Consider the following 12,127-nt stretch of genomic DNA (forward strand, 5'->3'; position numbering starts at 1 on the left):
ATGTCAATCTGTTTTTTGACATTGTAATTGATTTGTTTTTATTTCTTAAATATTTTAGTTAGGACGCCAAAAACGCCACGAATAAATGTAGCACTCGTTACAACTTTCAAAACCGATTTTCCAACAACACTCGCCGTACTTGGTTCTGCTTTTGATGCTCTTGTCGGAGCCTGTTCTTCCTGTTCGGCAGCAGCCTGAGCAGCTTCATCAATTTTCTTGTTTAGGATTTCATAAGCACTTTCTCTGTCAATTTCTTCAGCGTATTTTTTAACTAATTTAGATTTATTGTTAATATTGTCAATTTCATCTGATGTTAAAATATCCATTCGGCTTTGTGGAGCACGCATCATAGTCGCTACAAGAGGAGTAGGGACTCCTTTTTCGTTTAAAGCAGTTACGAGCGCTTCTCCAATACCTAAGCTAGTAAGCAATTCGTCAGTTTTGTAATATTCAGAAGTTGGGTAATTATCAGCTGTTTTTTTAATTGCCTGTCTGTCATTTGCTGTAAATGCTCGAAGCGCATGCTGAATTTTTAAACCTAATTGAGCCAAAACCCCACTCGGTACGTCCATTGGATTTTGTGTTATGAAATAAACACCAATACCTTTTGACCGAATCAATTTTACAATGGTTTCAATTTGGTCTAAAAGCGCTTTGCTGGCTTCGCTGAAAATCAAATGAGCTTCATCAATAAAAATAATCAGTTCTGGTTGTTCAGCATCTCCTTTTTCAGGCATTTGTTGATAAATTTCGGCCAATAAACTTAACATGAAAGTAGAGAATAATTTGGGTTTGTCCTGAATATCCGTCAGGCGGATAATATTTATATACCCTTTTCCATTTTCATCTATTCGCATCAGATCATCAATTTCAAATGATAATTCTCCAAAGAACAAATCGCCTCCCTGTTGTTCGAGTTCAATGATTTTTCTTAAAATAGTTCCGGTCGTAGAAGTGGAGATTTTGCCGTAGTTTTCTTCAATTTCTTCTTTACCTTCTTCCGTAATATAATTGATGACTTTTTTGATGTCCTTCAAATCTAATAAAGGCATTTTATTATCATCGCAATATTTAAAAATGACAGCCACTACACCAGCTTGAGTGTCGTTTAAATCTAAAATTCTGGAAAATAATACAGGACCAAACTCAGAAACAGTTGCACGAAGCCGCACACCATTTTGTTTAGATAATGACATTAATTCAACCGGGAAAGAACTAACATTGTAAGGGATGTTTATTTTGGTATGACGTTCGGTAATAAAGTCTTCCTCTATTCCTTCTTTAGCAATACCGCTAAAATCACCTTTTATATCCATCATCAAAACAGGGATTCCGGCATTTGAAAGCTGTTCTGAAAAAACCTGAATCGTTTTTGTTTTACCCGTTCCGGTTGCACCCGCAATCAGACCATGTCGGTTTAAGGTTTTTAAAGGGATTTTTACATGTGCTTCTGCAATTGCATTTCCGTCAAGAATTGCACCTCCCAGTGTAATGCTGTCGCCTTTAGATGAATATCCATTGTTTATATCTTCAATGAAATTGTCTTTTTTATTCATATTTTAGTTGTAATTTAGATGATTATAAGAGAATTGCTTGGTTTTTTGGTTCTTTTCTTAACTTTTTATTGGTTTTTTTTAACAGGAAAACAGGCTTTTTTATTGAAAATAATATAAAAAATAATTTCGCAGGTTTTTAAGAAGATAACAAAGGAATATTTGAATATTTACTAAAACGTTGTAATTTTTCTATAAATCACGCATTTTTTTGGTTTATCAAAAAAAATACTCAGGCAATTTAATGAGATCTTTTGTAATTCCAAGTTAAATTTCATTCAATTAAATTAAAAAAAGTTTTTTTATTTAAACTAAAAATATAAATTTGCTCCTCTACAAGTTAAATATAACTAAAAATAAAAATTATTTAAAACTATTAAAATTAAAAAAAATGGCAAACGTTAAAGTTAAAAAAGAAAGCACTTCAAATGGAGGAGGGATGGTTTCAGGAATCATTATTGTAGCATGTGTTTTTGTTGGTTGGTTAATCTGGAAATTCGTTATGGGAGCTCCTGCTAACTTTGAAGGAGGAAACGCTGAAACAGGTCATCCATTGAATACTTTAGGTATGGTTTATAAAGGAGGTTTCATTGTACCAGTATTATTAGGTATGTTTTTAATGGTTGTTGTTTTTTCTATTGAAAGATTTTTTGTTATTTCAAAAGCTGCTGGTAAAGCTAATTTAGATGCATTTATGAAAAATGTACAAGGAAGCATCAAAGAAGGTAACATTGAAGCTGCTATCGCATCATGCGACAAACAACAAGGTTCAGTTGCAAATGCAATTAAATCTGCTTTGATTAAATACCAGGACGTTAAAAAAGAAGGTTTCAATAGTGAAGAAGCTTCAGAAGTAATTCACAAAGAAATCGAAGAGGCGACTTCATTAGAAATGCCAATGTTAGAGAAAAATATGACTATTATTTCTACTTTAGTATCATTAGGAACTTTAGGTGGATTGTTAGGAACTGTATCAGGGATGATTAAAGCGTTTGGTGCGTTGGCTTCTGCTGGAACTCCAGATCAGGCTGCTTTAGCAACAGGTATCTCTGAGGCACTTATTAATACTGCAACAGGTATCTCTACTTCAGTGTTAGCAATCGTTTCTTATAACTTCTTTACTGCTAAAATTGACGATTTAACTTACTCTATCGATGAGGCTGGTACTACAATCGTAAATACTTACAGAAAATTCAGAGGAAGCTTAAGACAATAATTAATTTTTGATATTAATTTTAGATTAATTATCAAAATAAAATAAAAAGAGAATGGCTAAAATAAAAATGAAAAAAAAGTCAACATCGACAGATATGACTGCCATGTGTGATGTTGCGTTCCTTTTGCTTACGTTCTTTATTTTGACCGCTACTGCTAAAGTGCCTGAAGCACTTCCAGTTGATACGCCTTCATCTACTGTGTTAACTAAATTGCCGGATTCTGATTTGGCTATTATTTCAATAGGTAAAGGAAAAGACGGGAAAAGCAAAGTGTTTTTTGATTTAAAAGGAAGAGAATTGCGTAAACAAACTCTTGAGGGTATGGGTGCGAAATTAGGAGTTGCTTTTTCAGAGGAGGATAAAACTAAGTTTTCGTTAATGGACGACTTTGGTGTGCCGCTTGCAAATCTAAAGCAAATCATTGATATGAAGGCTGCAGAGAGAACTAAGACAAATCAGCCTGGAATTCCGACCGATTCTTTAAATAATCAATTAAAAGAATGGTTATTAATTTCAAGAAGAGCTACAATTGATTTGAGTGGAGGTACTAAAGAATTGCAGATTGCAATAAAAGGGGATGCTAAAGAAGATTATCCACAAATCAAAAAGATTATGGATATTCTGCAAGATCAGAAAATCAATACCTTTAACTTGGTTACGGGTATGAGAGGTAAAGATTTTTAATTAAAAAAATATACACTAAATGGCTGAATTAAATACCGGCGACGGTGGCGGCGGAAAAGGTGGTAAAGTAAGAAGTAAAAAGCAGAATTCAAAAGTCGATTTAACGGCAATGGTAGATTTAGCTTTCTTATTGATCACATTCTTTATGTTGACCACTACGTTGTCAAAACCTCAGGCGATGCCTTTAGGTTTGCCAGATAAAGACGAAGATCCTACTAAAAATAAGGATATAAAAGTTGATGAAAAACGAACCTTGACTATTATGATGGGTGAGAATAATAAGCTTATCTATTACATGGGGCTAATTGACAGTCCTATTGCAGGTCCTAAAGATATCGCTTATGGAAAAGATGGAATTCGTAAAGTATTATTGTCTCGTAAAAAGTCAGTAATAGAATATACTGGTGATAAAGCGAAAGGAATCATTGTAATTATCAAGCCAGGTAAAAAATCAAAGTATAAGAATCTAGTTGACATTTTAGATGAAATGGCAATTTCAGGAGTTGAAACTTATGCTATTGTTAATGATTTTCTTCCTAAAGAAACAGAATTGTTAGAGAAAAAATAATTTTATTTTTTTAATAACCTAATAATCAATAAAAATGAAATTAGATATTATAAAAAATCAGTGGCTTGATATCGTATTCGAAGGGCGTAATAAGATATATGGTGCATATGAGTTAAGAAAATCAAATACCAAAACTACGGTAAGAGCACTTATCATTGGTTCTATTGTTTTTAGCTTGGCTGTAGCTGCTCCTCTTATTATGAGTTTAATACCTGATTCTGGTGAAGAAGAAGTATTAGCTAACGAGATTAAGCTGACTAAAATAAAACTGCCTCCAAAAAAAGAGGAAGTAAAGCCTAATACGCCACCACCGCCACCGCCACCTCCAAAAGTGGATCAGGTGAAATTTGTGAAACCTGTAGTAGCTAAAACTGAAGAGATTACTGAAGAGCCACCAAAAATTGTGGATCTTAAAGAAAAGAAAATCGGTTCTGAAACTATTAAGGGTGACCCGGATGCAGTTTTAACTGTCGATGAACCAGTTGGTAAAGGACCGGTTGCTGAAATAGTACAAGAAGATAACAACGTATATAACACGGCTGGTATCGAAGTAAAACCGGATTTCCCAGGAGGGATGGAAAAATTCTACAAATTCGTAGGAAATAATTACAAGACTCCTGAAGAAGAAGGTTTAAAAGGTAAAGTATATGTTACGTTTGTAGTTGAAAAAGATGGTTCATTAACTGATATTAAAGTTTTAAGAGATATCGGATACGGAACTGGAGCAGAAGCTATCAGGGTTTTGAAAAAATGTCCAAAATGGACTCCTGGTGAACAAAATGGTAAAAAAGTAAGGGTACTTTATTCTCTTCCTATTACAATTCAATCTGCAGAGTAATGTTAAAGAATATATTGGATAATATTCAGAAGAAATCGCTCAAAGAGCGATTTCTTCTCGTTTTAGGAATATTGTTTTTTTTGATTTATCTTGTACTGGGTTTAATGATTATGTTTTGGAAAAAATTACCATTAGACATGGATCCTATCTATAGATATGCATTTGGTATTTTGTTAATAGTATATTCCGGGATACGATTTTTAAGATTAATAAATTCTAACACTGAATGACATGTTAAAAAATGTTAAAATTTTGGCTTTGATTGTTTTTATCTTTTTGTTTGCGATGTGTAACCAAAAAAGTAAAAACGATTCGAACAAGGAAACAATTTTAAAGGGATCTATAGAAGTTACTGTCGATGAAACGGTTAAGCCAATTATAGATGATCAGGTTGCTGTTTTTGAGGGAACATACTATGATGCTAAAGTTGTTGTTAAAGCTAAATCGGAGGCAGAGTTAATCAATGATTTATTGAATGAGAAGGCAAAGGTTGTTATTACGGCGAGAGATTTAACTAAGGAAGAAACAGATAAATTTATAAAACTCAAGATAAACCCTAGAGTTACTCCATTTGCCAGTGATGCTATTGCTTTTATTTCCAATAAAAACAATAATGATACTTTGATTGCGTTAAAAACTGTAATTGATTTTATGAAAGGAATATCTAATCCTCAAATAAAAGGATTGGTCTTTGATAACCCAAACTCCAGCACAGTAAGGTTTATGAAAGATTTGGCTAAAGTTAAGGATATACCGGCTAAGAGCGTTTTTTCATTTAAGACCAATGAAGAAGTTATTAAATTTGTATCTGAAAATGATGGTATGATTGGTGTTGTTGGGGTTAATTGGCTATCTCAGCCATCACCGGAAATGCAGAATATTATTCATGATTTGAATGTTTTGAGTGTTAAAGGATTAAATAGTAATCAATATTATAGCCCAACCCAAAATGATATTGCAGAAGAAAAATATCCTCTGGCACGTAAATTGTTTGTCATAAATTGTCAGGGATATTCAGGATTAGGAATGGGCTTTGCTTCATTCATAGCAGGAGACATTGGACAGCGTATTGTTCTAAAATCAGGTTTAATGCCAGTTCGAACTCCTGGTAGAAAGCTGGAAATTAGAAATAAAATTATAAACGATAAAGAAAATTAATTACAATAGAGATGAATAAATTTAAAATTTTTAGTCTTGCCTTAGTTGCTTCAGCTTCTGTTGCAAAAGCGCAAGATATCAAAGAAGCTAAAAAAGCAATTGATGCAGAGCAATTTCAAAAAGCAAAATCATTGCTGAAGTCTATCATCAAAGCTAAACCTTCTGATGGAGAAGCAAATTTTGTTTTAGGAAATATATATTTAAATGAAAGTGTTGTAGACTCTGCTAAAATCTATTATTTAAATGGATTAGAGGCAGCTGACAAAAAGAATTTAAATTATATAGGATTAGGACAAATAGATCTTGATGAGAAAAATGCGGCTGCTGCTCAGGCAAACTTCGGTTTGGCCACAAAAGATATGAAACGTAAAAGTGTAGATGAATTTATTTACATTGGTAGAGCATATATAAATTCTGAGAATCCGGATTATGCTAATGCTGTTGCTGTATTGCAACGTGCTTTGGCAGTTGAACCACAAAATGCAATTGCACTTTTAACAATAGGAGATGCTTATTATGGTGCAAATAACCAAAACGATGCTTATAAGGCTTACCGTGATGCATTTACTGCAGATCCAACACTTTTAAGAGCAAAAATGCAATTAGGGGTTTTATTGAAAGGTGCTAAATCATATGATGAAGCGATTAAATCTTTTAATGAGGTTATTGCTTTAAATGCTAATTATGGTCCTGTTTACAGAGAATTAGCTGAAACTTATTATAAGTGGGCCAGAAATAAGCCTTCTACAGCTAAAGTAAATTTACAAAATGCAATTACAAATTATGAGAAATACCTGAGTCTTACTGATTACTCTTTAGATTCTAAAATGCGTCATGCTGATTTCTTAATTTTAGTGAAAGATTATAAAAAACTTGAAGAAGTTGCGAACAAAATGATTGCAGAGAATAAAGTAAATCCTAGAATTTTTAGGTATTTAGGGTATGCTGCTTACGAAAATGGTAATGCTGATGTAGCAATTAAATCCATAGAAGATTTTATTAAAACACCTACAAACAAAGTTATTGGTAGAGATTATTTGTATTTAGGGTTGTCTAAAATTAAAAAAGGAACAAGCGCAGAAGGTGTTGTTGACCCAGCTGCTTTTGATGCTGGATTAGCTGATATCAAAAAAGCGATTGAATTAGAACCATTGGTTGTAGAAGAACTTGCTGATTTTGGGAAAGCCTTATTTGGTAAAAAACAATATACTCAGGCGGCTGCTATTTTTGAACTTGGAGCAGCTAATACAGAATCTAAAAATTATTTAGATGATGCAGTTTATTATGGTATTTCTGTTTATTATGGTAATGCAAGTAAACCAGCTGAAGGTCGTGATAAAACAGCTTTGTCAAACGCAGATGCTACTTTTGATAAAATTTTAGTTGCTTCGCCTACCTATGATGAGGCTTATTTATATAAAGGAAGAATTAACAGCTTATTAGACAAAGATGATTTAATTATTAAAAATTACACTGAGTATGCTAATAAAGCTACAGCTAAAGGACCAGAAGAATTGGCTAAGCCTGCTACTGTGAAGAAAGTTGTTGAATCTTACAATGCAATTGGTGCGGCTTATGCAAACACTGACAAAGCTAAGGCTATTGAGTATTTTAATAAAACTTTAGTTTTAGATCCTGCAAATACATATGCTGCTCAATCTGTTAAATCTTTGAAATAGTAAAGATTTTATATTACTAAATATAAACCGGTAGTTCTTTGAGCTATCGGTTTTTTTATGTTCCGTATTTAATTGACTATCTTTGCACTTTAAAATAAAATAATGTTATCAAAAGAAATACAATTAGAGGTAAATAGAGGAGCAATGTTGCCTTTAATGGAAGAATTTTATACGATTCAGGGTGAAGGTTTTCATACCGGAACAGCGGCTTACTTTATACGAATTGGAGGTTGCGATGTAGGCTGTCATTGGTGTGATGTGAAAGAAAGTTGGAATGCAGAATTACATCCGCCTACGAGTATCGATTTAATTGTGAAAAATGCTTCAACTTATGCCGATACAGTTGTAATAACAGGAGGGGAACCGTTAATGTGGGATATGACTTTTTTAACTCAGGAATTGAAAAATAAAAACCTGAAAGTCCATATTGAAACTTCAGGAGCATATCCACTTACAGGTACTTGGGATTGGATTTGTTTGTCGCCTAAAAAAAATAAATTACCTACTCAGACGGTTTACGCTAATGCACATGAGTTAAAAGTAATTATTCATAATAAACACGATTTTATCTTTGCCGAAGAACAAGCTGAACTTGTAAATGATGGTGCGATTTTATTTCTTCAGCCAGAATGGAGTAAAAAAGAAGAAATGACTCCGCTAATTGTTGATTATGTAATGAACAATCCAAAATGGAGGGTTTCACTTCAAACTCATAAATATTTAAACATACCATAAAACAAAAAATCTCTTCATTTGAAGAGATTTTTTGTTTTAGATCATTGGAAATAATGTTTATTTCCAGTTTTTATCTTTTTTTAAAGATGTGATATGTGATAAATGATGATTTCCGTGCCAGGCATATAATCCAATCATTTGATTTATGCTGATTTCAGAATTACTCTCCGGATGAATAAAAGATTTTTTAAATCAGTTTTAGATAAACTTTTAAGGATATAAGTTATTCTAAAATGCAAACCACTTAATAAATTTAGTGTAGGTTCGATAGGCATTTGTAAATTATCAGGTAGTTCGCTCCATAAAGTTTCATCGTAGGCTTTTATAACCGGATTATTTTCAGTCAATGCCCATTTAATTCTGATAAAACAATCCATATGGCTTTCCGCACAATGATGAATTACTTGACGAAGAGTCTATCCTGCGGGACGATATGGAGTGTTCAGTTGGTCTTCGCTTAAATGAATGATTTCTTTTTTCAGTCTTTCAGGAAAATTTGCTATTTCTTCAATTTTACTTGAAATATATCCGGTGGTATATTCTACAGGAACTTCAAATTTTCCTATTGGATATTTTAATTTTTCTAAATCAGATTCTTTCATCGAATATTTTTAATGTTAAATAAAAAGTCTGGCTAAATAATCATAATGGTCACCTTCTAAAATCAATTCGCATTTAAGTCCATTTGCAATTGCAGCATTTTGAAGTGTGTTGTAATCTAAATAAAGCCAGTCAAAAGGCTCTTCTTTTTCTCCTTTGTATGATATATTAAAGACAAGTTCACCATAATAATCATTATTTGAGGGAATCCATTTTCCACCATCCTCATCTTCATCAAACATATAAATAATATCTGAACTGTCGAGCAGGATTTGTCCGCCTTCATTTAAAAGTGATTTTAGTTTAGACAAATACTTGTTACAGTTTTCTAATCTTCCAAAAATACCAACACCATTCATTAATAATATAATAGTATCAAATTTTTCTCCCTCAAAATCTAATATGTTTTGAACTTTGGCATCTTTTACGCCTCTAAGTTTGCATGTTTCTATTGCTTTTTCAGAAATGTCAATCGAAATCACATCTAAATTGCGATCATTCTGTAGTGATAAGCTATGGCTTCCGGCTCCGCAGCCAACATCTAATATTTTTCCAGTGGCCAATTGTAGCGCTTTTTGTTCTATTTTAGGCATTTCGTTATAAGAACGAAATAAATAATCAATACTCATTTCATCTTCTTCTGAAATAGTGGTTTCGGTAATAATATCTTCAGGTGAATTATTGGTTTGAAAATCAAACATCGCTTTTCCAAAAAGATCTTTCATTGTAATTTAGTTCAAAGATTAAGGTTTCGAGTTTAAAGTTGTTTAATTTTGCAGATCAACTTTAAATAGTAAACTTGAAACAGATTTTAAACAACTTAAATAAGTTAGCCAAAGATAAGCATATCGAAAACAAAAAGTATTTTGATAAGCTGAAAAAGAAGCAACCTAAAAATTTAGATTATGTTATGCAGGATTTGCATGATGCCGAATTTAAAAAAACGGATTGTTTGCAATGTGCTAATTGTTGTAAGACAACCGGGCCGTTATTTACTTTGGCTGATATTGAAAGGATTTCAAAATCTTTTAGGCAAAAACCACAGCAATTCATCGATCAATATCTTCGAATAGACGAAGATAAAGACTATGTTTTAAAAAGTGTTCCCTGTACTTTTCTTGACAATGAAAATTATTGTATGATTTATGATGTTCGACCAAAAGCTTGTAGAGAATTCCCTCATACAGATCGGAAAAAGTTTCATCAAATTGCAGATCTTACCTTAAAAAATGTTGCTATTTGTCCGGCGGCATATAATATCGTTGAAGAAATGAAAAAGAAGTTGCCTTTATAAGAAACTTAAATATTTTGTAATTGTTTTTTAGGAACAATTGTTTTTGCTTTTTAAAATGTATTTTTGACCAAAGTAAAACTTGCATATAAATCAATAAAAAAGACTTAAATTGAATCTGGAATACTTTATAGCTAAAAGACTTATTACTGCTAAAGATTATAAAAGCAGTATTTCGGCACCTATTATCAAGATTGCCATTTCAGCTATAGCTATTGGAATTATCATGATGTTGGTTTCAGTTGCAACAGGAATCGGTTTACAGCAAAAAATTCGCGATAAAGTTTCAGCTTTCAACGGACAGATTATTATTTCGAATTATGACAACAATAATTCTGAAGTAACATTGATTCCGATTTCTAAAAAACAAGATTTTTATCCTAATTTCAAATCAGTACCAGAAGTAAGCCACATTCAGGCAATCGCAAGCAAAGCAGGAATCATCAGAACCGAAAATGCTTTCGAAGGAATTATTTTTAAAGGAGTAGGAGCAGATTATGACTGGAATAATATAAAAGAATATTTGGTAGAAGGGAAATTACCTGATTTCTCTAAAAGTTTAAATGAAGAAGTTATAATTTCCAAATTTCTTGCAAACCGTTTAAACTTAAAAATAGGAGATAGCTTTAATACCTTTTTCATTAAAGAAGAGCAAGGCAAGATGCCAAATAGCCGTCGATTCAAAATTACTGGTATTTTTAATTCTGGTTTTCAAAATTTCGATGCAACTTATATTATAGGAGATATTCGTCATATTCAAAGAATTAATAAATGGGCGCCTGATCAGGTTGGTGCATTCGAGATTTTTGTTAAAGATTTCAATAATATAAAAACTACAGGAGATCAAATCTACGATCAAACATCGTCAACTTTAGATACTAAAACTATAATTGAAAAATATAGTTATATTTTCGATTGGCTTCAGCTTTTCGATTTCAACATTATCGTTATTTTAGCCGTTATGATTTTGGTAGCAACAATAAATATGGTAGTTGCTTTATTAGTGCTAATTTTAGAACGTACACAAATGATTGGAATTCTAAAAGCACTGGGCGCGAATAACTGGACAGTGCGTAAAATATTTTTGTGCAATGCTTTTTATCTTATAATACGAGGACTGTTTTGGGGCAACTTAATAGGTATTTCAATATTGTTAATTCAACAGCAATTTGGAGTAGTTCAATTAAATCCCGAAAATTACTATGTTAATCAAGCGCCAGTTTATATAAATTGGGCTTATATAGCCTTGTTGAATTTAATGACTATAATGATTTGTTTCTTAGCATTATTAATTCCTTCCTATATTATAACCAAGATTTCCCCCGTAAAAGCGATTCGTTTTGATTAGCAAACTATAAGGAATGACATTGCGATTCCGATAGTTTTAACTTGGGTTTGTTTTACGCATATACTTGGTGTTTTAATTCTATTTAATCTTGGAGTTTTACATTCAAGTTTAGGAGCTATTTCCCGCTGTCCTTCCAAATCTTTTGTTTTGAACCCCAAAACAAAAGGATTTTCCCTCCCATCGGGGCTAGGGTATGGTTTTCCAGAAGAATATTAGCGGAAATAGGATTTCAAACGGTAATTAAAAGAGAAAAATCAGGCGCCAAGACTGAAAAATCGGCAAAAACCAATACCAAAATAAACCGAAAAACATTAAAACAGTGTTTGAAGAAAGAAAAACCCTACTATAAACTATTTTTTTTAAAATTATAAACAAGCTGTTACCAGAGAGTTAAGAAAAAGAATAAAAAAAGATTGAAATTATGTAAGCAAAAGTCTTGTAAATGTAAATAGATGT

General features: G+C 32.2%; 14 protein-coding genes. 10 read left to right on the forward strand and 4 right to left on the reverse strand.

Features of this window, described 5'->3' with window-relative positions; translation table 11 throughout:
• Positions 1–38 precede the first annotated feature (38 nt).
• Complete coding sequence (locus tag JE46_RS10785; RefSeq protein ID WP_031455290.1) at positions 39–1,556, reverse strand: helicase HerA-like domain-containing protein; 1,518 nt, start codon at positions 1,554–1,556, stop codon at positions 39–41.
• A 388-nt stretch (positions 1,557–1,944) separates the two neighbouring features.
• Between JE46_RS10785 and JE46_RS10790 the strand changes: the two genes are divergently transcribed.
• From JE46_RS10790 to JE46_RS10825, 8 genes are all read left to right on the forward strand, one after another.
• Positions 1,945–2,769 carry a MotA/TolQ/ExbB proton channel family protein gene (locus JE46_RS10790; RefSeq protein ID WP_031455291.1) on the forward strand — a complete coding sequence of 275 codons (825 nt, stop codon included), beginning with the start codon at positions 1,945–1,947 and terminating at the stop codon, positions 2,767–2,769.
• Between the two features lie 52 nt (positions 2,770–2,821).
• Entirely contained in the window at positions 2,822–3,454 is a 633-nt protein-coding gene (locus JE46_RS10795) for an ExbD/TolR family protein (protein ID WP_031455292.1), read from the forward strand.
• Between the two features lie 19 nt (positions 3,455–3,473).
• Complete coding sequence (locus tag JE46_RS10800) at positions 3,474–4,022, forward strand: ExbD/TolR family protein (protein ID WP_031455293.1); 549 nt, start codon at positions 3,474–3,476, stop codon at positions 4,020–4,022.
• Between the two features lie 34 nt (positions 4,023–4,056).
• A complete protein-coding gene (locus JE46_RS10805) occupies positions 4,057–4,860 on the forward strand; it encodes an energy transducer TonB (protein ID WP_031455294.1) in 804 nt (267 codons plus the stop codon).
• Positions 4,860–5,090 carry a hypothetical protein gene (locus tag JE46_RS24500; RefSeq protein ID WP_031455295.1) on the forward strand — a complete coding sequence of 77 codons (231 nt, stop codon included), beginning with the start codon at positions 4,860–4,862 and terminating at the stop codon, positions 5,088–5,090. Before JE46_RS10805 ends, JE46_RS24500 begins: the two co-directional genes overlap by 1 nt.
• A 1-nt stretch (position 5,091) precedes the next feature.
• On the forward strand, positions 5,092–6,018 hold the full coding sequence (locus JE46_RS10815; RefSeq protein WP_031455296.1) for a PstS family phosphate ABC transporter substrate-binding protein: 927 nt from the start codon (positions 5,092–5,094) through the stop codon (positions 6,016–6,018).
• A gap of 11 nt (positions 6,019–6,029) precedes the next feature.
• Entirely contained in the window at positions 6,030–7,697 is a 1,668-nt protein-coding gene (locus JE46_RS10820; RefSeq protein WP_031455297.1) for a tetratricopeptide repeat protein, read from the forward strand.
• Positions 7,698–7,799: 102 nt separating this feature from the next.
• Positions 7,800–8,432: a 7-carboxy-7-deazaguanine synthase QueE gene (locus JE46_RS10825; protein WP_031455298.1), complete on the forward strand. Its 633-nt coding sequence runs from the start codon at positions 7,800–7,802 to the stop codon at positions 8,430–8,432.
• A gap of 143 nt (positions 8,433–8,575) precedes the next feature.
• Here the strand turns inward: JE46_RS10825 and JE46_RS24680 are convergent, their stop codons facing one another.
• The 3 genes from JE46_RS24680 to JE46_RS10835 are packed head-to-tail and all read right to left on the reverse strand — an operon-like array spanning position 8,576 to position 9,757.
• Entirely contained in the window at positions 8,576–8,809 is a 234-nt protein-coding gene (locus JE46_RS24680) for a DinB family protein (RefSeq protein ID WP_317041404.1), read from the reverse strand.
• A gap of 39 nt (positions 8,810–8,848) precedes the next feature.
• Positions 8,849–9,034 (reverse strand): DinB family protein, encoded by a 186-nt coding sequence (locus tag JE46_RS24685; RefSeq protein ID WP_317041405.1) that lies wholly within the window; start codon positions 9,032–9,034, stop codon positions 8,849–8,851.
• A gap of 15 nt (positions 9,035–9,049) precedes the next feature.
• Entirely contained in the window at positions 9,050–9,757 is a 708-nt protein-coding gene (locus JE46_RS10835) for a class I SAM-dependent methyltransferase (protein WP_031455299.1), read from the reverse strand.
• A 74-nt stretch (positions 9,758–9,831) separates the two neighbouring features.
• Between JE46_RS10835 and JE46_RS10840 the strand changes: the two genes are divergently transcribed.
• The gene (locus tag JE46_RS10840; protein ID WP_031455300.1) at positions 9,832–10,326 is read left to right on the forward strand and encodes a YkgJ family cysteine cluster protein; all 495 of its coding nucleotides are present in this window, start codon (positions 9,832–9,834) and stop codon (positions 10,324–10,326) included.
• A gap of 109 nt (positions 10,327–10,435) precedes the next feature.
• Positions 10,436–11,671, forward strand: a complete 1,236-nt coding sequence (locus JE46_RS10845) for an ABC transporter permease (RefSeq protein ID WP_031455301.1) — start codon at positions 10,436–10,438, stop codon at positions 11,669–11,671.
• Positions 11,672–12,127 lie beyond the last annotated feature (456 nt).

The organism is Flavobacterium chungangense LMG 26729 (genome assembly GCF_000735715.2).
Lineage (GTDB): Bacteria > Bacteroidota > Bacteroidia > Flavobacteriales > Flavobacteriaceae > Flavobacterium > Flavobacterium chungangense.